Origin of the sequence: Salinimonas profundi (genome assembly GCF_014750655.1) — a bacterium.
Lineage (GTDB): Bacteria > Pseudomonadota > Gammaproteobacteria > Enterobacterales > Alteromonadaceae > Alteromonas > Alteromonas profundi_A.
Genome location: NZ_JABBXD010000002.1, coordinates 528,941 through 554,016, shown reverse-complemented (window position 1 = coordinate 554,016; position 25,076 = coordinate 528,941). Strand labels below are relative to the sequence as shown.

Genomic DNA, 25,076 nt, shown 5'->3' with positions numbered 1-25,076 from the left:
CCCTTCGCTTGGACTGGCGCCGGCATTTCACCTTCAGTAGGATGTGAGCATCACTATCCGCTAGCAAGGACATTATGCCCGCCTTTTTAGTTAATGCCTGCAGGCAATGTTTCGGCCTGTTGATGCTATTTGTCTTCTACATTCTTGGTGAAGTGATTGTACAGTCGGCCAGCTTGCCCTTACCCGGCGCATTGGTTGGGTTGCTGCTGTTGCTGTTCATGCTGCTATTTTTAAAACGCACGCCGGCGACCATTGCCAGTGGTGCCAGGCCGCTACTTTCTCACATGACCGTGCTTTTCGTTCCCGCTGTATGTGCCGTCATGCTGATGTGGCAGGATATTGAGCCATACCTGATGAGTATCTCTGCTGCCATTTTTATCAGTACAGCCCTAAGTCTGGGCGCGACAGCCTGGGTGGCGGTCCGGATATTTTTAGCAGCCAAAGGAAGTCAGCATCATGATTGATATTCTGACTCAGGAAATAAACGGCTTGTGGATGGTGCTTAAGGATTCCGCCACATTGCCGGGTGTTGTGTGGTTATCTGTCACCCTGACGATTTATGCGTTAGCCATAAAAATAAACCGGCTGGCTGGGAATAATCCGCTGCTGCATCCGCTGGTGATTACCGCAGTAGGCGTCATGCTGTTAGCGGTGGTCACGGGCACGGCAATTGATGATTACCAGCAACATGCTGGCTTGCTGCACTGGTTACTTGGCCCTGCCACGGTGGCGCTGGCGCTGCCCATGTACGCGCAATGGCAGAAGGTCCGTGAACTGGGCTGGCAGCTGGTGCTGGCGATCGCGGTTGGCGGCATTATTGCGCCGGTGCTCGCCTGGTTATGCTTGTTTGTGGTCGATGCGCCATTGGCCCTTCAAATGACCATGCTGGCCAAATCGATCACCACACCCCTTGCCATGGAGACCAGCCGAGTCATCGGGGGGGTCCCTGAGTTGGCTGCAGTGTTTGTGATTATCACAGGTATTGCCGGTGCGATTGCCGCGCCACTGAGCTTTCGTCTGTTTCAGGTTGCCGATCGCCAGGCCCAGGGTATTGCGTTAGGATCTGTGGCACACGCTGTGGGAACCGCCAAAGCATTGAGTATGGGTGAAGACGTCGCGGCAATGGCCAGTCTGGGGTTGTGTCTGAACGGGATTATGACGGCCATTGTTTTGCCACTGGTTTTTAGTTAATTAGCAATTTAACCTTATGTCCTATAGACAACCTGCCGATAAGAGCTAAGGTTTAAGACTCTTGGTTTTTTAGCAGACCTATGCAGAGAAAATGCGTTCGCCGTATCTGTGCAGGTCAGGATATCGGAAGGGATAAAGCGCAGATGTTTTCAGTAGTAGTGTGTGACGACTCTCTGGTTGCGCGAAAGCAGGTGGCAAAAAGCTTGCCCCAGGACTGGCAGGTTTCCGTTCATTTTGCCAAACATGGGGGGGAAGCCCTCGCACTGATTCGACAGGGCAAAGGTCACTTGTTACTGCTTGACCTGAATATGCCCATTGTAGATGGCTATGAGACATTAACCGCCATTCGCGAGGAGCAACTTTCTGTTACCACCATTGTTGTTTCTGGTGACATACAGCCGGAAGCGCATGAGCGGGTCACGGCGATGGGCGCCACAGATTTTATTCAAAAGCCGGTCAATCCGGACATCCTGAAAAAAACGCTTATCGCGAATCGTATTCTGACTGAAGATGGCGAAACCCACCCTCAAAGTGCCTCGCTTGACCCGGCAATCCGCGACTGCTATCAGGAGATCACCAATATTGCAATGGGTCGGGCCGGAGATCATCTCGCGCGTATCATGAATGTTTTCGTACATTTGCCTATTCCCAACGTAAACCTCATCGAAGTCTCCGAGCTTCATATGATGCTTTCTGACATTGATAGTCATGAAGAGGTCAGTGCAGTCTGTCAGGGGTTTTTAGGGCCGGGCGTACGGGGGGAGGCATTGTGCATCCTGAGCGATTCAAGTTTTGAGGATGTTGCTCGCATTTTAAATGTGCAGGGGGAGGTGGACGATAGAATCCAGCTTGAGCTGCTGATGGATGCGGCCAGTATATTGATAGGTACGTGCCTGACCGGACTGGCAGAGCAACTGGATATCAATTTTAGTCAGGGTCACCCTGTTGTTCTGGGCCAGCATCGTGCTATCACCGACATTATCACTGCCAACAGCCTGAAGTGGCGCAGAACGCTGGCTATTGAGCTCAGCTATGGTCTTGAAGGCTACAACGTGCGCTGCGATCTTATTTTGCTGTTCACCGAAGACTCAATGGATACGATGAATGCCAAACTCGCCCATCTGCTGGAGGATATGTAATGTCTGAATCGTTAGAAGAATTACAGGCCTTTCACTGGATGATGGATATCCTGCAAACCGTGGATGTAGGTATTGTGGTGTTAGATCGTGAATTCAAAGTGAAAGTGTGGAACGGCTTCATGGAAAGTCACAGTGGCCTGCTACCCAGTGAAGTACGCGAAAAAACGCTGTTTGCCCTGTTTCCGGATATCACCGAATCGTGGTTTGCCCAGAAGGCGCGACCGGTCTTTGAGCTTAAAACCCGCGCGTTTATGACCTGGGAACAGCGCCCATATTTATTTAAGTTTCCCAACTACCGGCCGATTACAGGTAATGAACAGTACATGTATCAGAACATCACGCTGTCACCATTAGTTTCGGCCAACGGCCGCGTCGAAAATATCAGCATGATGATTTACGATGTGACCGACATTGCCGCTGGTAAAAAGCAGCTTGAGGCCATTCAGGTGGCGCAGAGTGAAGCGCTGGAACGACAGCAGGATATGTTCTGATACCTCGCTTATCCGGGAATACAGATGTTATGAAGTGGTGTGTTAAGCAAAGCCCAGGTATAAAAGCGTACCGGCGTCTTTTCGGCGTAGTGGCACTCAGTTTTTTGACAAGTGCCTGTGGGGGCGGGGGCGGCTCTGATAGCAGTGATACCTCAGCCGCTCAGACGCAGATTCTGGTTAATGCCGGGGCCGACGTACAGGCACCGGAGCAAAGCACGATTACCGTGAGTGCACAGACGCAGGATGCTGAACAGGCACTCACCTACCAGTGGTCAGCCAGCCCGTCTCTGGAAATTATTCAGGAAGATGAGAGCTCAGGCGAAGCGACAGTCACGCTGCCCGTACTCAAAGAACAGGCAACCTATACGCTTACCGTAAAGGTGACGGCAGAAAACGGTGGGACGGGTTCAGATACGTTGGTCATTACCGGGTTGCCTGAAAACAGCGAGCCACTTGCCGTGATTGATGTGAGACCGGCCGCCGATGATAATGACCGTTATGGGGCAGGGGTATCGCTTACTCTGAATGGTGCCAACAGTACCGATGCTGATGCGCAGGACCCGCAGGATCCCATCAGTGAGTGGCAGTGGGCACAGACAGAAGGGGTGGATGTAACAGGCGGTCTGGCAATGAATAAACCTCAACTGACCATTACCACGCCCATCGCATCTTCAGAACAGACGTTAGGCTTTAGTCTTACGGTCACCGATTACGAGGGCGCAACCCATACAGAATCACTGCAACTTGTGGTCAAAGCTGACTCAGATACCGCCCCGACTGTCAGCGCGGGCTATAATCAGGCCATTTTCAGTGGTGAGCCTATTGTCCTTGAGGGGGCCGCAGACTCAACGGTACCCGATGCGTTTCCGTTCAGCATTACCTGGGAGTCCTCAGGACTGGCGGGAATAACCGTTGAAGAGCCTGATGCGTTATCCACTTTCGCGGTGGCACCGGATGTTGACAGTGAAACCAGTGTTACCTTTGTTCTGAATGTCACTGATGCCAACGGTAATCTGTCCAGTGATACCATCAACGTGAAAGTGCGTCCGATGCCTGTTGCGCGTCTGAATGATACCGGCGTCACAGCGCAGGCGACTACTGACGTGGTTGTACAGACCCAGCAAAATGCGTTCGCCGGTCAGGATGGCCAGCGCGGGGCTGATGTGGTGGCGCGTGAGGGCCTGCTGGAAAAGGCCGGCGCGGGCGATGCAGGATTTGATTTTACCAAGGTCAACGATAACGGCGACGAGCAGGATGATAATGCCTCTGACTGGTCGTGCGTCAGAGATAACACCACCGGTTTAGTCTGGGAGGTTAAAAGTACACAGGGCGGGCTGCATGACGCCCAGCATACCTATGGCTGGTATCAGGAAGAAAATAACGGCGGCGTAAATGGTGCACTGAATCCGGCTGCAGCCAGTTGTTCGATTACAAACTGCAATACGAATGCACTGATTGGTGAGGTAAACCGCGAAGGTCTGTGTGGTTTTTATGACTGGCGCCTGCCTACCCATCAGGAGCTGATGAGTTTGCTGCACTTTGGTAAAGATAATACGCAGATGGTTGATGAGGTTTATTTCCCCAACACCGGGAGTATGACTGAAGCGCCGCTATGGTACTGGACATCACGCCCGGGTGCTGATGGCGTGACCAACGATGCGGCTCAAAACGCCGTCGCCATAGACTTTGCATCCGGTGTGGATAATTTTCTTAAAAAGGATCGTGCTATTCGTGTTCGTCTGGTCAGAGCGGGGAGAAACTAATGAAAGCCATCGCATTACTTGCTGCAATAATAATCAGCCCCGCCGCGCTGGCACAAATTTGCTTATCACAGGTGTCTGAAAGCACCCCCACCGACGATTTTATCGAAGTGGCTCAGGATGAGGTGTGGGATACGCAGACAAACCTGGTCTGGAAACGCTGTGCACAGGGCCAGACATGGGATGGTACTACCTGTAGCGGCGATGCTCAGCCTATGTCTTGGCAGGAAGCATTGCAATCTGCCCAGCAGCAGGACGATCAGGATCAGCAGGGCTGGCGGGTGCCAAATATCAAAGAGCTGGCATCGGTCACCGAGCGCCAGTGTGTACGCCCGGCGATTAACGAAACGGTTTTTCCGGCGACCCCGCAAGATGACTTCTGGACATCGACGCCTTCTGTCAGTAATCCGGATGGAGCCTGGGTGGTCGCGTTCTTTAACTCCAGCCACTCAGTAAAACGAAAAGACCGTTTTGTGTATGTTCGCCTGGTGCGCACTTACACCGGTTCATAGTCAGATAACACCCCTTTACGTTACCAGATTGCGTTCAACCTGAAATTATGCAGGTTGGACTCAACCCGCCTTTTTATTTATAGTTCTGCCGTCCAGAATAATAATGATGAAAATGCAGAGACTCTCCAACACCGTTTACGCGGGTATACTCTTTTTTCTGTGCTGCTCACAGGCAGTCGCAGATGAATTCACGTGTGATATCGATTTTGCGTATGGCCTTGTGGTAAACGATGAGCAGATAAGGGTGATGGAGAAGTCCCGCACTATTCTGCAAATCAACGATCGGGAGCAGTTATTTGTGGGCGGGCGCTGGGTCGTCCTCGATGAAGAGCATACAAACTGGCTTAAGGAGTATGCCGAGGGACTGCATTATGTAGTACCGCAAATGATCGTGCTGGCTACCGAAGGGGTGGACCTTGCGGTAGATACCATCGACCATGTGTATCAGGGGCTGGTAGGTACTGATCACGATAGCTACGAGCGTCTGCAGTCTGCGATGCTTCGGGTGAAAGAAAGAGTCAAAGAAAAGTTCCGCCATGCCAGTGATCACTATTTTATCGGGCCAGGATCGCTGGAGAGTGTGGACGAATTTGTTGATACAGAAATTGAAGCGCAGCTTGAGGGCGGCATTTCAACCTCGGTTGGCGGCATTTTATCAGCAATCAGTGGCATAAATTCCAACAACACGGATATCGACAGTGAGCGTGTCGCACGCTTATCCCGTCAACTTGAAGCTGTTGAGCTGCAATTAGGCAGGGAGATGGCGCCTAAGGCGCTCACACTGCGCAATAAAGCGCACTGGTTCTGTAATAAGCTCAAAGCGCTCAATACGCTGGAAGAGCAATTACGTCGTGATGTTCCCGAGATGGCAAGCTTTGACATTATTACCAATGAGCATCCTCACCGGCATATTGACGATTAAACAAACGCAGAAAGCAGACTGTTAAGATAGCGCCTGCCTTTGTCTGTGACCTGCCAGTAATCATCATCTGCAGTGAGCAGCTTTTGATCCCGCGCTTGCGCCAGACTGGCTTGTTGTACCGTCGTTAATGCTGTGCCGGTAAAGTCAGTGAATGCCTGTTTCGGGCATGGCTCCACCAGGCGAAAACGATTCATGAAAAATTCAAACGCTACATCTTCGCTTTTTACTGTTGTTTCCTGGTCAAGGTAGGGGCGAGCCATTTCCATATAGCCTCTGGGATGCTTAACTTTAACCGTGCGATATATGATATTGGCTGCGGTATCGGTAATTTTGCCATGTGCACCGCAACCAATGCCCAGGTAATCACCAAAGCGCCAGTAATTCAAATTATGCTGACATTCAAAGCCGGGCTGACAATAGCCGGAAATCTCATATTGATGATATCCGGCATCTTTAAGCAGCGCATGACCATGGGTCTGAATATCCCACAGAATATCATCATCAGGAAGCACGGGCGGTTTTGAGTAAAACGGCGTATTGGGCTCTATGGTAAGCTGATACCAGGATAAGTGAGCCGGATTTTGCGCGATAGCCTGCGTCAGGTCGCTTAAGGCATTATCCAGCGACTGATCGGGCAAACCGTGCATCAGGTCGACATTAAAGCTGTTGAGACCGGCATCGTGCGCCTGACAAATGGCAGACATCGCCTGCTCACTGTCGTGGATACGCCCCAGTGCAGATAAGTGCTGCGCCTGAAGACTCTGAATGCCGATAGAAATGCGATTTACGCCGGCCTGGACATAGCCACTGAAGCGGTCAGCCTCAAGTGTACCGGGGTTTGCTTCCAGTGTAATTTCAGCGTCAGGCGACAGATTTACCCGTTGTTTGACGCCATCCAGTAGCCTGGCGATGGCCGCCTCACTAAACAGACTCGGCGTGCCACCTCCAATAAAGATACTGGTGACTTCACGGGTGCCTATACGCTGTGCGTCCACCGCTAAATCATCCAGCAGATGCGCAATATACTCTGCTTCTGGCAGCGTGTTCTTCAAACCGTGAGAATTAAAGTCACAGTAAGGACATTTCTGTACACACCAGGGAATATGGATGTATAGGCCCAGGGGCGGATTACGCAAAGGTTTGCCTCATTTGTTGGATCAGAAAAGCCATAGCCTGACCGCGATGACTGATACTGTTTTTGGTTTTACTGTCTAGTTCGGCAGCGGTACATTCCTGAGAGGGTACGTGAAATACCGGGTCATACCCGAACCCGCCGTGGCCACAAACCTGTTGTGTGATGAGGCCATGCCAGTGGCCCTGGCTAATCAACGGGACAGGATCGTCTGCGTGACGCATAAAGACCAGCGTGCACATGAAATGCGCTCTGCGATCGGCCTCGTTGTGCATGCGGGAGAGCAGCAGTTCAACATTCTGTGCATCGGTGGCGTTCTCGCCTGCAAAACGCGCAGAATAGATACCCGGGGCACCGCCTAAGGCATTGACGACCAGTCCGGAATCATCCGCAATAGCAGGCAAGCCGGTTTCACGAGAAGCATGTCGCGCTTTAATGATCGCATTTTCAACAAACGTGGTGCCGGTTTCAGGCACATCACCAACGCCTAACTCTTTTTGGGGAACCACCTGTACTTCGTACTCAGCAAACAGTTTGGCAAACTCTTTTACCTTACCGCTGTTGCCTGATGCTAAGACTATTTTGTCGGGAAAGGACATAGGATTCTCGCTGTTACTTTTTGCCTTTGGTTTTTTTCTTTACTGCCGATTTTTTCGCCTTCTTTTTCTTCACAGGCGCTTTAGGGGTTTTGTGTTTCGGGCGAAGACTATCAATGACCCTGGGCTTCATTGGCTCATCGGTAAACCTGCCTACGCGCGCGACCATCTCAATATCATGGGCTTCAACCAGAGAAATCGCAGTACCTTTCGCGCCTGCACGTCCGGTGCGGCCAATACGGTGCACATAGATGTCAGCCTTACGCGGCATGTCATAATTAATGACATGAGATACATTCGGCACATCAATACCGCGTGCTGCCACGTCAGTCGCCAGTAACACGGGAACCTCACCGCTTTTAAACCGCGCCAGTGCCGCATTTCGCTTATCCTGCGGCATTTCACCCTGCAGCCAGCAGACCATGAGACCTTCTGCTGCGAGAAAGTCTTTTAAGGCCTGCAACCGATCGCGAGTCTTAACAAATACGATGGCATTGCTGATATCGTTTTTCAGAATGTGTGACAACAGCGCCTGTTTATGCGCAAGGTCATCGGCCAGGTGATACCACTGATGAATTTTGGCTTTTTCCTTACGTGAAGGCTGCGCCTCAAGTACCGCAGGGTCGTTAAGAATATTAGTCGCAAACTCTCTGACGCCCTTACCGGCCAGGGTCGCCGAAAACAGCATGTTTTGCTTACGCCAGCGTGCTTCTGCGGCAATTTGATTCACAATGCTGGCAAAGCCCATATCCAGCATCCGGTCTGCTTCATCCAGAATCAGGCATTCAATGTCGCGACAGTCAGCCGTTTCCTTTTCAATATGTTCAAACAGGCGACCTGGCGTAGCGACCAGAATATCCAGATTCTGGCTCAGCGTTTCTTTGTCAGTGCCGTAATTGATACCACCGGTGATAACGCCGCATACCAAATCGGTTTTTGCGGTGATAGCGCAGGCCTGCTCATAGACCTGGATCGCCAGTTCACGGGTGGGGGTTAAAATCAGCACCCGGGTGGCGCCAGGCTCCTGACGAGGATAATCGAGCAAAAACTGACAGGCGGGAAGCAAAAATGCAGCGGTTTTACCGGTACCGGTCGGCGCGCTGGCAAGAATATCCCTGCTGTCCATGGCCTCGGGAATTACCAGAGACTGAATCGATGTTGGTCTGGAAAACCCCATGTCAGCAACAGCGTGACACAAGGCATCGTCAAGCTCTAAGTCCTGAAATGTCATAGAAGTGTTATCAATAGGCATGAATGGCGGTAGTGTAACATGACACGCTTTCAGGCAATAACATTCAGATCCTAAAAATCCAGCTTTTCTCTGACGGTATTCAGGCGCGCCTGGTTTAATGCTGCTTTTATTTCCGGACCTTTAAAACCCTGTGCGATAATATGCTGCACATCGACACGTTGCGCAGCAGCAAGGGGCCTCTCAATTGATTCAGGCTGCCAGGCGTATTGCTCATTGCGTGCTTTTAACTGGCAAATCTGAAGTAACAGGGCAAAGCGTTCCGGTCTGCGCCATACATCACATTGATTAAAAATGGTCAGTAGCGCTTCAGCATCAGACACGTGAAGTAACTTATCGGCATAGCCTGCTGCCAGCAGGGCGAGTGCGCTGACGTCGTTCGGGCATTTCAGGGCGGTGGTAAGCGCTTTGACGTCCTGATGGCTTAAATAACTCATCAGGGCGGCAAACCGACAGGGCAGTGACATGTTCTGTCCGGCAGACGAGGTAAGTATGGTGCTGTAAGCGTGTTTAAATGGCGCAAGCGGCGCAAACCAGTCGCTAAGCGCACTGGCCTGTTCAAGGGTGGTGAAAAATACTGCCGGGTCACGCTCCATGAGGGCGCGGCGGGTTTCCTGCCATACGCGCTCAGCGGTTAATTCTTTGAGCATGTCACTGTGAGCCATTTCACGCATCAGCGTCATGGTTTCGTCTGCGACAGAAAACCCGAGATAGTGATAGCGCGCTGCAAAACGTGCTACACGCAGTACCCGCAGTGGGTCTTCAGAGAATGCAGCAGAGACATGACGTAAGCGTTTTTGCGCAAGATCGCGCTGACCGTTAAAAGGGTCGATGATTTCCCCGTTTTCATCCTGTGCCATCGCGTTGATGGTCAAATCCCGGCGCAGTAAATCCTCTTCCAGCGTGACATTGGGACCGGCATCACATACAAAGCCGGTATAGCCCTGTCCCGACTTACGTTCAAGCCGTGCCAGCGCATATTCTTCTTTGGTTTTTGGGTGCAGAAAAACCGGAAAGTCCTTACCAACCTGCGTAAAGCCTTTATCAAGCAATGTTTCAGGACGGGCACCGGTAACGACCCAGTCACGCTCGGTCACTGGCCGGTTCAGCATCTTGTCGCGCACAGCGCCGCCTACAAGGTATATTTTCATATCTCGAATTCGCTGATTGGATGATGACAGCATTATGCCTGAATACAGATTCAAATGCTTTTCACTGCGAAGATTTTGACATATCGCAAGGGGCTGGTTAGTTTAAAGATTGTCACGTTTTATAAATAAGAATCTTCATGTATCTGAATTACTTCGGCTTGAACGATAACCCGTTCTCGATTGCGCCGAATCCGGACTATCTCTATATGAGCCCGCGCCACAAAGAAGCGCTGGCGCATCTGACTTTCGGTCTGCGCGAAAGCGGCGGATTTGTCATGCTCACCGGCGAGGTGGGCACCGGTAAAACGACGGTGTCACGCAAGTTATTGCAGCAGCTGCCAGACAATACACAGGTTGCCATGATTCTTAATCCGACGTTATCGGCCATCGAGCTACTGGCAACAGTTTGTGATGAGCTGGGTATCAGTTATGACCCGGATAAAGCCAGCCTGAAATATTTCACCGACCAGATACTAAGCCGTTTGGCGCGTAATCATCAGTCGGGCATGAATACGGTATTGCTTATTGATGAAGCGCAGCACCTGATGCCAGAGGTGCTTGAGCAGCTTCGGTTATTAACCAATCTTGAGACTAACCGTGAAAAACTACTGAAAGTGGTTTTGATTGGTCAGCCGGAACTGCAAGAATTATTAAAGCGTAATGAGCTACGTCAATTAGCCCAGCGCATTACCGCACGCTATCACCTGCTACCCCTCACAGCACCCGAGGTGAGTGCATATATGGCCCATCGACTGGATGTCGCGCAGGGCGATATCAGTATTTTCAGTCCGGCAGCAGTCCGCACAGTCCATCGCATTACAGCGGGTATTCCCCGTGTTATTAATCTGCTGTGCGACAGAGCACTGACACTTTCATTTACCAAACAGCATGCCGTCGTGAAAAAATCGGTTCTGCTGGCTGCCGGTGAACAAATTCTTGGCGAAGACGTGGTTTCCCAGCGTCTGCGCGGTCAGCAAACCTTATGGATGATGGTGGTACTTATCGTCTCAGTGGCACTGGGTTTCATGGCCGGGAGGTGGTATGTCTAAGCTGGTAGGCATCGAAGCATTACGACCGGGAATGGTGATCACGCGGATCACACGACAAAATGGCCCGGTAAACATCAGAAAGTCTGGGCTGGTTTCCAGTCAGGCGATGGTAGAAGGCTTGGCTGAGATGGGCGTTCAGGAAGTGGAGATTGATCCTGAACAAACGGTGGAGATTGATGCGCGGCTTAATCAGCGCACGCATACTCAGCAATTACTCCGTGGCGATCATGATAAGCGCTCCGGCGTGGATAAAAATCTCACCGAACAGTTCAACCGAAGTTTATTCCTGCCCAGCGTACAGAGCTTACCCGGTGCCTGGCGCCGCTCTTCAAAGTTGATAGGCGCTTATCTTTTGCTGACTCTGTTAGGGGGGCTGATCGGTTTTGCCGGCGGTACCAGTCATATCTGGTGGCCACGTTTGATGCAGGATACGGCTGAAACAGTATCAGGCAGCGCACCGTCAGCAGACAAAACGCCGCCTGAGATTACCCGGGATACACCGGTAGCAAAAGATGCAACAGTTGCTAAGCAGAACAATGACACTGGCTCAGTGCCTGATGAAGACGCGACCACAGCACCTGAAAGTTCACAGACTGAGACACAGGCACAGCAGCAAGCGCAAAACGCGCCGCCGGTTGAAGATGGGGTGGACAATACCGTAGCCAATGAGCAAAACAATGATGAAGCTGCGCTGACCAATCAACAGGCAACCGAAGCTACCGACGATTATGAGGGCACTGTGCTTAATCAGCCTGACGTGCCTACACAGGGGCAGGTATCACAGGAGCTGTTGGATAAATTCAACAAAGCCATAGAAGATTTGGACAGTGATGAGGCCAGCGCCGAGCAACCTGCCGAGACACCGGTTACGGTCAGTCAGGATATCCAGCGCGTGGACCAGCTTCCGGTCAGAATGTTGACCCGCTTGCCGACCATGAAATTCAGTGCGCATATGTACGCATCTAATCCTGCCGATCGCTGGGTCAGGGTGAATGGAAATCAATTAGGTGAGGGCGACTGGATTGCAGATAAGGTGCAAATTGTCGCCATCCAGGGACAGCGTGTGGTGCTGGAATTTGAAAACGAACGTTTCACCATGGCAGCACTTACCGACTGGTAAGTGCTAGTCTGGCATCTGGTGAACAAATACGTCGCGAAAAAATTTAGGCAGGTTGATATTAAAGTCGTCCGGCCGCACGCCGCCGACGATTTCATCACTCGATGAGGATAAATCAACTCGCTTTATTTCACTGTAGTGACCGCCATTTACGCTGTAGAACACCATCACTACCGGTTTTAACATATCAGACGCATTGTTTTTAACGACAATGCCCAGTTTGCCACTGGCTAACTGGACCAGTGAACCCACCGGATGCACACCAATAAGCGTAACAAATTGCTTAACCAGGCTCTGATCCAGCCCCGGGTTTTTGGTCAGGCGCTTTAGCGCCACTGCCGGGGTGACAGACGGTTGATGCGGCCGGTTAGAGATCATGGCGTCATAGGTATCTACAATCGCGGCCATTCTGGCGAACTCGGAAATCTCTTCGCCCTGTAACTGCGCGGGGTAACCACTGCCGTCCACACGTTCATGATGCTGGGCTACAATGGTCAATGTTAAATCTGAAATATCTGCGTATTGTTCAACCAGCGCAAGTCCCTGTTCAACGTGAGATTCTACGACGGCTTTATCGTCTGCAGACAAAGGCGCATTTTGCTGACGCAACTCAGGCGGAAGCAGTGACATACCAATGTCCATCAACAAGGTGCCCATACAGATTGTGTCGATAGTATCCCGGTCAAATCCGCGCTCAGCAGCAAAGACGGCCATCAGAATGCTGCAGTTGATAGCATGCTCAAGGGTATATTCATCAGCATTTTTGATCATCGTCAGACAGGAAATGGCATCCTGATTATCAAAAACACTATCGATAATGCTCTGAGACAGCGAGTCTGCATCTTTAAGATCGTTAGCCGCGCCACTTTTCAAAGATTTCACCAGGCTGCTTTGCAGGCTGACCGCTTTTTGATAAAGCGCGTCCGCATGGACAATGGCCTGTGGTGTGGCAGTTGGCTTTTCAGGCTTAGTAGCCGGCGGCGTAGTGTCGCTGGCTATTGCTTCGGCGGGTAAAGTGCTGCGACTCAGATCAACGTCGATGCGGCGAATACCACGTTCACGCAATTGTTCAATAACGGCATCAGTTTTTACCAGCCCGCCAGAACGAACACGAATTTTTCCGGTTTGCTCTGTCACCTGGCTGACAAACATGCCTGGTTTTAACTCATCAATGGAAAGGTTTTTATGCATACATGCTCCTTTCACGCTCCTGTACAACATATCTCAAGATGTGAGGATGTGGATTAGCCGACATTCGATCTGATTACGGCGAAAGGGCAAAGTATACCCGCTTTGGAAACCGTACTGCAGAAACGAAAAACGGCGCGTAAAGCGCCGCCGGTTATTATAGTCGAAATCACAGCCACTGCGGCTGACTTTGTTCATATTTTTCAATGGCAGCCTGTTTTTCAAGCGTTTGCCCGATAGCATCCAGTCCTTTTAACAGATTATGCTTGTGATGTTCAGCAATCTCGAATTGCCATCTGGTGTCGCCCGCCGAGACCGTCTGTGCCTCAAGATCGATCGTTATCAATGTTTGTGGCGCTTGCTCAACCTGCTTAAACAGCGTGTCAATGGCTGGCTTTTCCAGGGTGACCGGTAATAACTGATTATTGATGCAGTTGCCATAAAAAATATCAGCAAAGCTGGTGGCAATAATCGCACGAAAGCCAAAGTCGGCCAGCGCCCAGGGCGCATGTTCACGGCTTGAGCCGCATCCGAAGTTTTCCCGGGTCAATAAAATACTGGCACCATGATAGTTTGCATTGTTAAGTACAAAATCAGGATTGGGTTGTTGCTCATGTAAATCCAGATATCGCCAGTCATGAAAAAGGTGCTTACCGTAGCCGGTGCGCGTCACGCCGGTCAGAAACTGCTTTGGAATGATTTGGTCGGTATCGACATTGGCCTGGTCGAGCGGGCAGGCGGTACCGCTGTGTGTAGTAAAACCTTGCTGTGAACTCATTGCTGCTCTCCAAACTCTCTGACGTCGGTAAAACGGCCCCGTAGTGCGGCAGCGGCAGCCATCGCCGGGCTGACCAGATGAGTGCGTGCACCACGGCCCTGTCTGCCTTCAAAGTTCCGGTTACTGGTAGAGGCGCACCGGTCCTGCGCGCCCAGAATATCATCGTTCATTCCCAGGCACATCGAGCAGCCCGGAAGACGCCACTCAAAGCCTGATTCGATAAAAATCTTATCAAGGCCTTCGGCCTCAGCCTGACGTTTAACCGCGGCAGAGCCCGGCACCACGATTGCCGTAACGCTTTTGTCTACTTTGCCGTGACGCGCGATGCTGGCTGCTGCGCGTAAATCTTCAATTCTGCCGTTGGTACATGAACCAATAAATACATGGCTGACGGCAACCGCATCCAGCGTTGCACCGGCCTGTAGCCCCATATATGCTAATGCTTTACGGGTGCTTTCCTGCGCTACGGCGTCGGTAAATGCGTCAGGTCCGGGAATGGGGTCACTCACCCCGATAACCTGGCCTGGATTCGTTCCCCAGGTAACCTGTGGCTGAATGTCATCAGCGTGCAGGCTGACAACCGCGTCAAAGTGCGCATCCGGGTCAGAGTGTAGTGAGCGCCAGTGTTCACAGGCGGCGTCAAAATCAGCATCCGGTGCATACTCGCGTCCTTTCAGGTAATCAAACGTGATTTGGTCAGGCGCAATCATGCCAGCCTTGGCACCCGCCTCGATACTCATGTTACAAATCGTCATGCGCGATTCCATCGACAGCGAATCAATAGCACTGCCCGCATACTCAATAACGTACCCGGTAGCACCGGCGTGGCCAATTTTGCCAATGATCGCAAGCACGATATCTTTAGCCGTGATGCCCTGACTTAATGTGCCATCGACCTGAATCAGCATGCTCTTCGCTTTGCTTTGTTTCAGCGTTTGAGTCGCTAGAACATGTTCTACCTGAGAGGTACCAATGCCAAATGCCAGTGCACCGAAGGCGCCGTGCGTTGCAGTATGTGAGTCACCACACACTACCGTCATTCCCGGCTGAATCAGTCCTAATTCCGGTCCCATCACGTGCACAATGCCCTGCTTCTGATGGCCCACCGGAAACAGCCGGATACCGTGCTCCTCACAGTTTTTTTGCAGGGTCTGCAATTGAAGCGCGTTTTGCGGACCGCAGGCATCCAGAGCCAGGGAGCGGGTGGAAATGCTGTGATCCATGGTGGCAATGGTGCGGTCTGGTCGTCTGACTTTGCGCTGCTTTTCTTCCAGCCCCGCAAAAGCCTGCGGTGAGGTCACTTCATGAATAAGGTGGCGATCGATATACAGCAGGCTGTCACCCTCGATGGTATCGATAACGTGCGCATCGAAAACTTTGTCATATAATGTTCTGGCCATCACTTACGCCTTTTGTTCGGTAATTAAGCGGGCGATCGCACCACCCACATCGCTGGTGGAGGCTGCCTTCTTGTCGCTGTCGACAAGCTCAGCGGTCAGAATACCCTGTTCAAGCACCTGGTAAACTGCGTTTTCAACGGCCTCAGCGGCGCTATCCAGGTTCAGGCTGTAGCGCAGCATCATGGCGGCAGAGAGTATCTGCGCGATAGGGTTAGCCAGGTTTTTACCTGCAATGTCCGGTGCTGATCCGCCGGCCGGTTCGTACAGGCCGAATCCTTCTTCGTTAATGCTGGCTGAGGGAAGCAGGCCCATCGAGCCGGTCATCATGGCGCATTCATCTGAAATAATATCGCCAAACAGATTGGAACAAAGCATGACATCGAACTGCGCCGGATTTTTCATTACCTGCATGGTGGCATTATCAATATAAATATGTTCCAACGACACATCCGGGTAGTCAGCGGCAACCTCTTCGGTGATTTCACGCCATAACCGGCTGGTAGTCAGCACGTTCGCCTTATCCACCGAGGTCATCTTTTTATTACGCTTTTGTGCTGCCTGAAATGCTGAATGCGCAATTCTTCTGATTTCTCTTTTTGAATAGCGCATGGTATCAAACGCATATTCATCTTCTCCCTCACCATCACGACCTTTGGGCTGGCCAAAGTAAATGCCACTGGTCAGTTCGCGCACCACCAGGATATCCACACCGCTTTTGGCAATATCTTCGCGCAGTGGTGACAAGTGCGCCAATTCCGGATAAATGCGGGCTGGTCTGAGGTTGCTGAATAAATCAAAGTGGCTTCGCAGAGTAAGTAGTGCGGCACGTTCAGGGCGCTTTTCCGGAGGTAGCGTATCCCATTTAGGCCCACCGATAGAGCCAAATAATATGGCATCGGCCTGTTCACAGCCCTGCAATGTTTTCGCCGGAAGCGCTTCACCCTCAGTATCAATCGCATAGCCACCCACCGGGTAATCAGTGCGATGGATATTTACTTCGAATCGTTGCTCAACAGCATCAAGGACTTTATTGGCCTGCTCCATGACTTCCGGGCCAATTCCGTCGCCGGCTAAGACGGCAATAGAAAATTGCTTCATTTACACTCCTGCTACCTGTTCCTGTTGGCTTTTATGATGATCAATCTGATCAGCAATATGGGTATTATTTAACACATAAATTAGCGCGTTTACGCCCGCCTCAACAATGTCAGTGGCAAGGCCTATACCATGAAATCGACGACCTTTGTATTCAGCGATGACACTTACCTGGGCCAGAGCATCCGCCCCTTCACCCTTTGAATCCAGGGTGAAATCAACGATGTCGATGTCCGGATTGCCCAGAATGTTCATAATTGCCTCGTACGCGGCATCAACCGGACCGTTTCCTGTTGCCGCCCGGGTGACTTCCTGATCGCCGACGGCAAGTTTCACCGTGGCACTGGGAATAATTTCACGACCGCTGTTTGCCTGTAAGTACAGCAGCTTATAGTAAGCAGCTTCATGCTTTTGTTGATCGAAGAACAGCAGCGCTTCCAGGTCATAATCGTAGACTGTGCCTTTGGCATCAGCCAGCTTCAAAAATGCGGTGTAGACTGCTTCCAGATCATAGTCACTGGTTTTATAGCCCAGCTCGGTTAAGCGGTGTTTGATAACGTGACGCCCTGAACGGGATGTCAGGTTCAGGTTATTTTTATTAATGCCGACACTTTCAGGTGTCATGATTTCGTAGGTGTTCTGCGCTTTTAGCACGCCATCCTGATGAATGCCTGATGAATGACTAAAAGCATTAGCGCCGACAATGGCTTTATTCGCCTGCACCGGCATGTTACACAACTGACTGACCAGCTTGGAGGTTCTGGAGATCTCGGTGGTATTGATGCCGGTGGTCAGCCCCAGCATGTCCTTGCGGGTTTGCAGAATCATGGCAATTTCTTCCAAAGAGCAATTTCCCGCACGCTCTCCGATACCGTTTACGGTGCACTCAACTTGTCTGGCACCGGCTTCTACAGCGGCCAGAGAGTTAGCAACGGCCAGACCAAGATCATTATGGCAGTGCACACTGATAATCGCTTTATCGATATTCGGTACACGGTTAAACAATTGATTAATGATGCCGCCAAACTCGGTGGGGGTGGTATAGCCCACCGTGTCAGGAATATTGACCGTGGTAGCGCCCGCGCTGATCGCAGCCTCTACCATTCTGCACAAATAGTCGATGTGTGTTCTGCCGGCATCTTCACAGGAAAATTCGACATCATCGGTGGCATTGCGGGCCAGCTTTACTGCCGCCACTGCCATATCGACCACTTCGTCCTGAGACTTTCTTAATTTTGCGCCTACATGAATATCGGAGGTGGCAATAAACGTATGAATGCGAAAATGCTCGGCTACACTCAACGCCTTTGCACATGCCTCTATATCAGCAGGAACGGCACGGGCCAGGCCGCACACTGTTGCATTTTTCACTTCCCGGGCAATGCTTCTGACAGATTCAAAATCGCCCGGTGACGACACCGGAAACCCTGCTTCAATGATATCTATGCCAAGACGCTCCAGAGCCAGCGCGATCCGAAGCTTTTCTTTGCCACTCAGGCTTGCCGGCAACGCTTGCTCACCGTCGCGAAGTGTCGTATCAAAGATTTTTACCTGATTCGTCATAGCACTGTCTCGCCTGTTAATTTAACCCAAAAAAAAACCCGCGCCTGTGGCACGGGTTTTTGTAGAATTCGCTGGTCGCTATCTACCCGTGCAGTCTTGCTGCCATAAGGAGTAGAAGAGTAATAAGACGTTGCATAATCATAATGTAACGGTATTGCCTGACCAGAATGTGTCCATCAATGTAACCAGTGAGCGGCGGTAGGTCAACCTTTGTTTACATCTCTTTTTTATTATTTCCAAGCAAGTCTTGAACGAGGTTGATTTTCATGGTTGGTCAGTCCAGTTGGAACTTAACCGGGTAACGAAAATGCTTCCAATCGAGGCTCGACGCCAGCAACAATTCACGCAATGATAACGTTCTTGGGCTGACTTTACCGCGCAGGTTCCAGCGATGGCCGCAACAGGCTGCCGAGACAGTGGCTTTTGTAGGCTTAAGCAGAGTCAGACGGGCATATTGGGAGCGAGATGCCTGCGCTTCGCCATTAAAAGAAAACCAGCGATATTTGTTGACATGCACTTGCTCCTGTTCAGAATCTATTCTGTCGATGGAGTCCAGCTCAATATGGCTTGCATCATAGTGCTCTACCAGTACACAAGCTACCAGGCCCGGCGCTGCATAACGTTGTAACCATTGGTGGGTAGCGTCCCCGGTTATTTTGTCCGCGGGACATTTGCCAGGCTGCTTTGCCAGCCAGGCGGCATTGTGACTGTCCAGTTTCAGCGGGGAAATTTGACGCGCCATAAAGTGTGCAGCATGCCGGATGTGGTGGGGCAGGCCACGAATTCGTTGTTGAATTAAAGACTTGTCGTCAGGCAAAGACGTCGCCAGCGTCATCAGTTCACGCTCATAAAGCGCGGTACATAGCTCGGCAAAGTGTGCAGGCGTTGTGTCCAGCTCGTTACGCTGAACGAAAAAATTTGTCTGATTCGGGTCCAAGCCTGATGCCATCGGTAAGCCGGTTATGATTAGTGGTTGCCATAACCTAACAGGAAGTTGGGCCGGTCGCTACTGCGCCGGCCCCAAAAAGCCTTACTGGCCTTTTATTTCAGAGCGGCCGCGATACGTAGCTGCGCTACCCAGTGCTTCTTCGATACGAAGCAGCTGGTTGTATTTTGCTACTCGGTCTGAACGGCACAGTGAGCCGGTTTTGATCTGACCTGCTGCAGTGCCTACAGCCAAATCAGCAATAGTGGCATCTTCAGTTTCACCGGAGCGGTGTGAAATTACCGCGGTGAATCCGGCATCTTTAGCCATTTTGATAGCGTTTAATGTCTCGGTCAGTGAGCCAATCTGATTAAACTTGATCAAAATTGAGTTGCCGATGTTGTTCTCAATACCACGCTGAAGGATCTTGGTGTTGGTAACAAATAAATCATCACCCACGAGCTGAACTTTGCTGCCAATTTTGTTTGTCAGACTCGCCCAACCATCCCAGTCACTTTCATCAAGGCCGTCTTCAATAGAGACAATAGGATACTGATTTGTCAAATCTGCCAGGTAATCGCCAAAGCCTTCGGCATCGAAGCTCTTGTCTTCACCGGACAGCACATATTGGCCATCTTTGTAAAATTCAGAGGCTGCACAATCTAATGCCAGCGTGACATCTTCATTCATTTTGTAGCCGGCTTTCTCAACCGCTTCAACGATAACCGCCAGGGCTTCAGCATTTGAGCTCAGATTCGGTGCAAATCCACCTTCATCACCAACCGCGGTATTCAAACCTTTGGCAGACAGAACTTTTTTCAGGTTATGGAAAATTTCTGCACCCATGCGAAGCGCTTCTTTAAAGCTTGATGCGCCTACCGGTTGTACCATAAATTCCTGAATGTCGACGTTATTGTCAGCATGCTCACCACCATTGATGATGTTCATCATTGGGACAGGCATTGAATATTCGCCCGGCGTGCCATTTAAATCAGCAATGTGTTCGTAAAGCGCAACGCCTTTTTCTTCGGCAGCGGCTTTGGCGACGGCCAGTGATACGGCCAGAATGGCGTTGGCACCCAGATTTTCTTTATTTTCTGTGCCATCCAGCTCAAGCATCAGTTCGTCAATTTCTTTTTGAACCAGTGGATCTTTGCCTGTTAGCGCAGGGGCGATAGTGTCATTGATTGCAGCAACCGCTTTGGTTACGCCTTTACCCATATAACGAGATTTATCGCCGTCGCGCAGCTCAAGTGCTTCGCGGGAGCCGGTAGAGGCACCAGAGGGTGCGGCAGCACGGCCCATTACACCGCTGTCTAAATAAACATCTGCTTCTACCGTGGGGTTACCGCGAGAATCCAGGATTTCGCGTCCAATAATGCGACTAATCTTCGCCATGATATTTCCTCAACGTTGTCGGTGTGCGCATGTTGCTATGGCACACCGTAATTAGAAATTAATGATTTTCTTTTTGGTATTTGCCAGCAGCCGCTACGAATCCCTTGAAAAGTGGGTGTCCGTCACGGGGCGTAGAAGTGAATTCCGGGTGAAACTGGCCAGCTACGAACCACGGATGGTCAGGGATTTCGATAACTTCTACAAGTCGTTTGTCAGTGGACAAACCACTGACTTTAAGTCCGGCCTGCTCGATTTTGTCCCGCAGATTATTGTTCACTTCGTAACGGTGTCTGTGACGTTCATAGATCGTTTCACTACCGTACAGATCATAAACCTTGGTATTGGGTATAAGATGACAAAGCTGACTGCCCAGGCGCATGGTACCGCCCAAATCGGATTCTTCGGTACGAATTTCAGTGCTGCCATCGGCATCGAGCCACTCTGTTATCAGGCCCACAACAGGGAATGGCGTGTCCTGATTAAATTCAGTGCTGTTTGCGTTTTCCATGCCGGCAACATTGCGCGCAAACTCAATAAGCGCAACCTGCATGCCCAGACAAATACCCAGATAAGGGACTTTGTTCTCACGGGCATATTTTGCCGCAGCAATTTTACCTTCGATACCGCGCTCGCCAAAACCACCGGGCACCAGAATCGCATCAAGCGGCTCTAATATCTGAACGCCCTTAGTTTCAACATCCTGAGAATCAATATGATGGATATTCACGGTTAGGCGGTTTTTCAGACCGGCATGCTTGAGGGCTTCATTCACTGACTTATATGCATCGGGCAGTTCAACGTACTTACCGATCATACCGATATTTACTTCACCGGTGGGGTTGGACTCGGCATAAAGTACCTGCTCCCATTCGGTCAGGTCAGCCTCTTTACAATCCAGTTTAAAACGGTCAACGACCAACTGATCCATACCCTGAGCTTTCAGTGCGGCCGGGATGCGATAAATGCTGTCGACATCTTTGAGCGAGATAACGGCTTTGTCTGCGACATTGGTAAACAACGCAATTTTAGAGCGCTCTGTTGCGGGTAATGCGCCAACGGAGCGACATACAAGGATATCCGGCTGAATACCGATAGAGCGTAGCTCTTTTACTGAGTGCTGAGTCGGCTTGGTTTTGACCTCGCCGGAGGCCGGCATGTAAGGGACCAGTGTCAGGTGCATAAACATCGCGCGTTCACGACCTACTTCCGTGCCTAACTGACGGATGGCCTCCAGAAACGGTTGTGATTCGATATCACCCACAGTACCGCCCACTTCAACAATGGCGACGTCATGCCCTTCCGCCCCTTCAATAACACGGCGTTTGATTTCGTTGGTGATGTGAGGGATAACCTGAATGGTTGCGCCCAGATAATCACCGCGTCGCTCACGACGAAGTACTTCTTCATACACCCGTCCGGTGGTGAAGTTGTTCCGTTTGGTCATGCGAGTACGAATAAAACGCTCGTAGTGACCTAAATCCAGATCGGTTTCCGCTCCGTCATCGGTAACAAAAACCTCACCGTGCTGAATCGGGCTCATTGTTCCTGGATCAACGTTGATGTACGGATCCAGTTTTAGCATTGTGACGGTAAGACCACGCGCTTCCAGGATAGCTGCCAGTGACGCGGCAGCAATACCTTTACCTAGCGATGATACAACACCACCTGTGACGAAAATATAGTTTGTCATGCGAAACCTAAGGCGTTGGATTGTATGGGTAATGAGTGTTTGCGGCGCAAATCCACAACACTTGGACGGCGCAATAGTATACCCAAAGAGTGGCTGGCAAACAATCAGTTTGCCAGCGTCAGCGGCGCTTTATTTAAATGAAACAAGCACAAAGCATTGATACTGCCTTGCAGGATCAATTGTCCTGCAGGCGTTTTAGCGTATAGATCAAATCAAGGGCCTGGCGAGGAGACAGATCGTCAGGATTAATGGCAGCCATTGCCTCGTCCAGTTTGCCGGGTTGGGCTGGTGGCGGCAAGTCCAGAGATGCCTGCACCGTCTTTGATTCAGACTGCGTTTGCGATGTGATATCGGCGCTGCTTTCAAGCTCATGCAGTTTGGATTTTGCAGCCTGGATGACCTGCCTGGGCACGCCTGCAAGCATAGCAACCTGCAAGCCGTAACTTTGGCTCGCTGCACCCTGTTCTACAGCGTGCATGAAGCGAATGGTTTCTTCATGCTCAATGGCGTCGAGGTGAACATTCACTACGCCGCTAAGATGTTCAGGGAGCTGCGTCAGCTCAAAATAGTGAGTGGCAAAAAGTGTGTAGGCATGCTGCTGGCTGGCAAGATGGTGCGCACACGCCCAGGCCAGTGACAGACCATCGTAGGTACTGGTACCGCGACCTATCTCGTCCATCAGCACCAGTGAATGCTCCGTGGCATTGTGCAGAATATTCGCTGTTTCGGTCATCTCTACCATAAAGGTGGATCGGCCGGACGCTAAATCATCAGATGCCCCAATGCGGGTGAAAATGCGGTCAACCTTGCCGATGACAGCATTGCGCGCCGGTACAAAACTGCCGATATAAGCCATAAGTACAATCAGAGCTGTCTGGCGCATGTAGGTTGATTTACCGCCCATATTCGGACCAGTGATGATCAGCATCTTGTGTTCATCATCCATTTGCAGCGGATTGGCAATAAACGGATCGCTCATGACATTCTCTACCACCGGATGACGGCCTTCCTGATAGGTAAGCTGTCGCTCATCGGTCAGGCTGGGGCGATGCAGATCAAGTGCTTCAGCACGTTCGGCCAGCGACTGGATAACATCAAGCTTCGCCAGCGCAGCAGCTGAATTAATCAATGCATTAAGCACCGGGTGGAAATGATCAAACAAGGCCTCATACAATTGTTTTTCCAGTGCCAGTGCACGACTTTGACTGGTAAGGACCTTATCTTCGTGTTCCTTAAGCTCTGGTGTGATGTAGCGCTCTGTATTTTTAAGCGTTTGTCTGCGGATATAGTCAGCAGGAGCCTGGGCGCTCTGTGCGCGGCTGATTTCGATAAAGAAACCGTGCACTTTATTGTAACCAACCTTTAGTGTGCTGATGCCGGTGCGTTCCCGCTCACGGGTTTCCAGTGCCTGAAGATAGTTGGTGGCGCCCTGGGATAAATCCCTCAACTCGTCCAGCTCTTCACTGTATCCCGGGGCAATCACCCCACCATCACGCAGTACTACGGGGGGATTATCGATGATTGCTCTGTTAAGCAGATCCTGAAGTTGAGGGTAGGTACCAATTTTATCACTTAAGGTATGCAGAAGCGGTGTATTAAATGGCGCCAGAGAGTCGCATAGCGCCGGTAGTGCGTTAAACGCATTACGTAGCCGTGCGAAATCGCGCGGCCGGGCTGAACGCAGTGCCAGACGCGCCATAATCCGCTCAATATCGCCAATTTGTTTTAGCTGATCAGCAATGTCATGGCCTGGTGCATCAAGCAGCGCGGCAATTGCATCCTGACGTGCGTTCAACTCATGTCTGTCGGTGATTGGCGAGTGTAAAAAACGCTGCAGCATGCGACTGCCCATAGCGGTAGCGGTGGTATCCAGTACACTGAACAGCGTATGTTCCTGGTTGCCGCCCATATTTTGTGTGATTTCAAGGTTGCGACGGGTGGCCGCATCCAGCTGCACGCGGGTTTCCTGCACATCTTTTTGAATAGCATTGATATGGGGCAGGGCAGTTCGCTGGGTATCCTTCACATACTGTAATACACAACCAGCGCTACTTAACCCCTGGTGCATGTCTTCAACACCAAAACCGGTCAGCGCGCGCGTATTGAACTGGTTATTCAGCTGTTCAACTGCGGTATCGTAGTCAAATTCCCACTCCGGGCGTCGACGGATGCCTTTGCGCTTTTCGATAAGCGCTATACCACTAAAGCCCTCCGGGTAAAGTAGCTCTGCCGGATTAACCCGCTGTAATTCAGCCAGTAAAGCCTCATCGCCTGTACATTCTGCAACTACAAACCTGCCACTGCTGACATCCAGAGTTGCCAGCCCGTACCGGTCGGTGGTGCCGCTGACCGCTGCCAGCACATTATCACGACGCTCTTCAAGCAATGCTTCATCAGTAACCGTGCCGGGCGTAACGATACGTTGTACCTTTCTTTCCACCGGGCCTTTGCTGGTCGCCGGGTCGCCTACCTGCTCGCAAATAGCCACGGATTCGCCCATTTTGACGAGTCGGGCCAGATAACTTTCAACAGCGTGGTAGGGAACGCCAGCCATCGGAATAGGATCGCCTCCGGATTTACCCCTAGCGGTCAGCGAAATATCCAGTAATTGTGCTGCACGTTTGGCATCATCATAGAACAATTCATAAAAATCGCCCATACGATAAAACAGAAGAATAGTGGGGTGCTGCGCCTTTATGTTCAGGTACTGGCGCATCATTGGCGTATGTG

Annotated in this window: 22 protein-coding genes; 9 read left to right on the top strand and 13 right to left on the bottom strand. The window is 51.0% G+C overall.

Annotated features, from left to right (window positions below):
* Positions 1-74 precede the first annotated feature (74 nt).
* From HHX48_RS06950 to HHX48_RS06920, 7 genes are all read left to right on the top strand, one after another.
* The gene (locus HHX48_RS06950; protein ID WP_191023516.1) at positions 75-464 is read left to right on the top strand and encodes a CidA/LrgA family protein; all 390 of its coding nucleotides are present in this window, start codon (positions 75-77) and stop codon (positions 462-464) included.
* Entirely contained in the window at positions 457-1,191 is a 735-nt protein-coding gene (locus HHX48_RS06945; RefSeq protein ID WP_223858092.1) for an LrgB family protein, read from the top strand. Before HHX48_RS06950 ends, HHX48_RS06945 begins: the two co-directional genes overlap by 8 nt.
* A 143-nt stretch (positions 1,192-1,334) precedes the next feature.
* Positions 1,335-2,330, top strand: coding sequence for a response regulator (locus HHX48_RS06940; RefSeq protein ID WP_191023711.1), 996 nt, complete (start codon positions 1,335-1,337; stop codon positions 2,328-2,330).
* Positions 2,330-2,821, top strand: a complete 492-nt coding sequence (locus HHX48_RS06935) for a PAS domain-containing protein (RefSeq protein ID WP_191023514.1) — start codon at positions 2,330-2,332, stop codon at positions 2,819-2,821. The genes HHX48_RS06940 and HHX48_RS06935 overlap by 1 nt, the downstream gene beginning before the upstream one ends.
* A gap of 29 nt (positions 2,822-2,850) precedes the next feature.
* Positions 2,851-4,584 (top strand): Lcl C-terminal domain-containing protein, encoded by a 1,734-nt coding sequence (locus tag HHX48_RS06930; protein ID WP_191023512.1) that lies wholly within the window; start codon positions 2,851-2,853, stop codon positions 4,582-4,584.
* Positions 4,584-5,093: an Lcl C-terminal domain-containing protein gene (locus HHX48_RS06925; RefSeq protein WP_191023510.1), complete on the top strand. Its 510-nt coding sequence runs from the start codon at positions 4,584-4,586 to the stop codon at positions 5,091-5,093. The genes HHX48_RS06930 and HHX48_RS06925 overlap by 1 nt, the downstream gene beginning before the upstream one ends.
* Positions 5,094-5,196: 103 nt before the next feature.
* Positions 5,197-6,015: a DUF2884 family protein gene (locus HHX48_RS06920; RefSeq protein WP_223858090.1), complete on the top strand. Its 819-nt coding sequence runs from the start codon at positions 5,197-5,199 to the stop codon at positions 6,013-6,015.
* On the opposite strand, the gene hemW is transcribed toward HHX48_RS06920, so the two are convergent.
* From hemW to HHX48_RS06900, 4 genes are all read right to left on the bottom strand, one after another.
* Positions 6,012-7,151 (bottom strand): radical SAM family heme chaperone HemW, encoded by a 1,140-nt coding sequence (gene hemW / locus HHX48_RS06915; protein WP_191023508.1) that lies wholly within the window; start codon positions 7,149-7,151, stop codon positions 6,012-6,014. The genes HHX48_RS06920 and hemW overlap by 4 nt on opposite strands.
* Positions 7,144-7,746 (bottom strand): RdgB/HAM1 family non-canonical purine NTP pyrophosphatase, encoded by a 603-nt coding sequence (gene rdgB, locus HHX48_RS06910; RefSeq protein WP_191023506.1) that lies wholly within the window; start codon positions 7,744-7,746, stop codon positions 7,144-7,146. The genes hemW and rdgB overlap by 8 nt, the downstream gene beginning before the upstream one ends.
* Positions 7,747-7,759: 13 nt before the next feature.
* Positions 7,760-8,974 (bottom strand): ATP-dependent RNA helicase SrmB, encoded by a 1,215-nt coding sequence (srmB, locus tag HHX48_RS06905; RefSeq protein WP_191023504.1) that lies wholly within the window; start codon positions 8,972-8,974, stop codon positions 7,760-7,762.
* 71 nt (positions 8,975-9,045) lie between these two features.
* Positions 9,046-10,143 (bottom strand): CCA tRNA nucleotidyltransferase, encoded by a 1,098-nt coding sequence (locus HHX48_RS06900; RefSeq protein ID WP_191023501.1) that lies wholly within the window; start codon positions 10,141-10,143, stop codon positions 9,046-9,048.
* 137 nt (positions 10,144-10,280) lie between these two features.
* Here HHX48_RS06900 and HHX48_RS06895 point away from each other — a divergent pair, with 137 nt between their 5' ends.
* Positions 10,281-11,192, top strand: coding sequence for an ExeA family protein (locus HHX48_RS06895; RefSeq protein ID WP_191023499.1), 912 nt, complete (start codon positions 10,281-10,283; stop codon positions 11,190-11,192).
* A complete protein-coding gene (locus HHX48_RS06890; protein WP_191023497.1) occupies positions 11,185-12,312 on the top strand; it encodes a general secretion pathway protein GspB in 1,128 nt (375 codons plus the stop codon). The genes HHX48_RS06895 and HHX48_RS06890 overlap by 8 nt, the downstream gene beginning before the upstream one ends.
* A 3-nt stretch (positions 12,313-12,315) precedes the next feature.
* Here HHX48_RS06890 and HHX48_RS06885 read toward each other — a convergent pair whose 3' ends face one another.
* The 9 genes from HHX48_RS06885 to mutS all read right to left on the bottom strand — a co-directional run bounded on the left by HHX48_RS06885 (position 12,316) and on the right by mutS (position 25,065).
* On the bottom strand, positions 12,316-13,500 hold the full coding sequence (locus tag HHX48_RS06885) for an HD-GYP domain-containing protein (protein ID WP_191023495.1): 1,185 nt from the start codon (positions 13,498-13,500) through the stop codon (positions 12,316-12,318).
* 166 nt (positions 13,501-13,666) lie between these two features.
* Positions 13,667-14,275, bottom strand: a complete 609-nt coding sequence (gene leuD, locus HHX48_RS06880; RefSeq protein WP_191023493.1) for a 3-isopropylmalate dehydratase small subunit — start codon at positions 14,273-14,275, stop codon at positions 13,667-13,669.
* Positions 14,272-15,675 carry a 3-isopropylmalate dehydratase large subunit gene (gene leuC, locus HHX48_RS06875; protein WP_191023492.1) on the bottom strand — a complete coding sequence of 468 codons (1,404 nt, stop codon included), beginning with the start codon at positions 15,673-15,675 and terminating at the stop codon, positions 14,272-14,274. The genes leuD and leuC overlap by 4 nt, the downstream gene beginning before the upstream one ends.
* Positions 15,676-15,678: 3 nt before the next feature.
* Positions 15,679-16,773: a 3-isopropylmalate dehydrogenase gene (gene leuB, locus HHX48_RS06870; RefSeq protein WP_191023490.1), complete on the bottom strand. Its 1,095-nt coding sequence runs from the start codon at positions 16,771-16,773 to the stop codon at positions 15,679-15,681.
* Positions 16,774-18,333: a 2-isopropylmalate synthase gene (gene leuA, locus HHX48_RS06865; protein WP_191023488.1), complete on the bottom strand. Its 1,560-nt coding sequence runs from the start codon at positions 18,331-18,333 to the stop codon at positions 16,774-16,776. It lies immediately after the preceding gene.
* Positions 18,334-18,607: 274 nt separating this feature from the next.
* Entirely contained in the window at positions 18,608-19,282 is a 675-nt protein-coding gene (locus HHX48_RS06860; RefSeq protein WP_191023486.1) for a hypothetical protein, read from the bottom strand.
* Positions 19,283-19,363: 81 nt separating this feature from the next.
* On the bottom strand, positions 19,364-20,656 hold the full coding sequence (gene eno / locus HHX48_RS06855; RefSeq protein ID WP_191023484.1) for a phosphopyruvate hydratase: 1,293 nt from the start codon (positions 20,654-20,656) through the stop codon (positions 19,364-19,366).
* A 58-nt stretch (positions 20,657-20,714) separates the two neighbouring features.
* A complete protein-coding gene (locus HHX48_RS06850) occupies positions 20,715-22,346 on the bottom strand; it encodes a CTP synthase (RefSeq protein WP_191023482.1) in 1,632 nt (543 codons plus the stop codon).
* Positions 22,347-22,521: 175 nt separating this feature from the next.
* Positions 22,522-25,065, bottom strand: a complete 2,544-nt coding sequence (gene mutS, locus HHX48_RS06845; RefSeq protein WP_191023707.1) for a DNA mismatch repair protein MutS — start codon at positions 25,063-25,065, stop codon at positions 22,522-22,524.
* Positions 25,066-25,076 lie beyond the last annotated feature (11 nt).

Excerpts from the sequence above, each read along its gene's own strand:
- HHX48_RS06930 (WP_191023512.1), top strand. The coding sequence starts at position 2,851 with ATGAAGTGGTGTGTTAAGCAAAGCCCAGGTATAAAAGCGTACCGGCGT.
- HHX48_RS06885 (WP_191023495.1), bottom strand. The coding sequence starts at position 13,500 with ATGCATAAAAACCTTTCCATTGATGAGTTAAAACCAGGCATGTTTGTC.
- HHX48_RS06950 (WP_191023516.1), top strand. The coding sequence starts at position 75 with ATGCCCGCCTTTTTAGTTAATGCCTGCAGGCAATGTTTCGGCCTGTTG.
- srmB (WP_191023504.1), bottom strand. The coding sequence starts at position 8,974 with ATGACATTTCAGGACTTAGAGCTTGACGATGCCTTGTGTCACGCTGTT.
- HHX48_RS06940 (WP_191023711.1), top strand. The coding sequence starts at position 1,335 with ATGTTTTCAGTAGTAGTGTGTGACGACTCTCTGGTTGCGCGAAAGCAG.
- leuC (WP_191023492.1), bottom strand. The coding sequence starts at position 15,675 with ATGGCCAGAACATTATATGACAAAGTTTTCGATGCGCACGTTATCGAT.
- eno (WP_191023484.1), bottom strand. The coding sequence starts at position 20,656 with ATGGCGAAGATTAGTCGCATTATTGGACGCGAAATCCTGGATTCTCGC.
- HHX48_RS06860 (WP_191023486.1), bottom strand. The coding sequence starts at position 19,282 with ATGGCATCAGGCTTGGACCCGAATCAGACAAATTTTTTCGTTCAGCGT.
- HHX48_RS06900 (WP_191023501.1), bottom strand. The coding sequence starts at position 10,143 with ATGAAAATATACCTTGTAGGCGGCGCTGTGCGCGACAAGATGCTGAAC.
- mutS (WP_191023707.1), bottom strand. The coding sequence starts at position 25,065 with ATGATGCGCCAGTACCTGAACATAAAGGCGCAGCACCCCACTATTCTT.
- HHX48_RS06925 (WP_191023510.1), top strand. The coding sequence starts at position 4,584 with ATGAAAGCCATCGCATTACTTGCTGCAATAATAATCAGCCCCGCCGCG.
- rdgB (WP_191023506.1), bottom strand. The coding sequence starts at position 7,746 with ATGTCCTTTCCCGACAAAATAGTCTTAGCATCAGGCAACAGCGGTAAG.
- HHX48_RS06895 (WP_191023499.1), top strand. The coding sequence starts at position 10,281 with ATGTATCTGAATTACTTCGGCTTGAACGATAACCCGTTCTCGATTGCG.
- leuD (WP_191023493.1), bottom strand. The coding sequence starts at position 14,275 with ATGAGTTCACAGCAAGGTTTTACTACACACAGCGGTACCGCCTGCCCG.
- leuB (WP_191023490.1), bottom strand. The coding sequence starts at position 16,773 with ATGAAGCAATTTTCTATTGCCGTCTTAGCCGGCGACGGAATTGGCCCG.
- HHX48_RS06945 (WP_223858092.1), top strand. The coding sequence starts at position 457 with ATGATTGATATTCTGACTCAGGAAATAAACGGCTTGTGGATGGTGCTT.
- HHX48_RS06935 (WP_191023514.1), top strand. The coding sequence starts at position 2,330 with ATGTCTGAATCGTTAGAAGAATTACAGGCCTTTCACTGGATGATGGAT.
- HHX48_RS06850 (WP_191023482.1), bottom strand. The coding sequence starts at position 22,346 with ATGACAAACTATATTTTCGTCACAGGTGGTGTTGTATCATCGCTAGGT.
- HHX48_RS06920 (WP_223858090.1), top strand. The coding sequence starts at position 5,197 with ATGATGAAAATGCAGAGACTCTCCAACACCGTTTACGCGGGTATACTC.
- leuA (WP_191023488.1), bottom strand. The coding sequence starts at position 18,333 with ATGACGAATCAGGTAAAAATCTTTGATACGACACTTCGCGACGGTGAG.
- HHX48_RS06890 (WP_191023497.1), top strand. The coding sequence starts at position 11,185 with ATGTCTAAGCTGGTAGGCATCGAAGCATTACGACCGGGAATGGTGATC.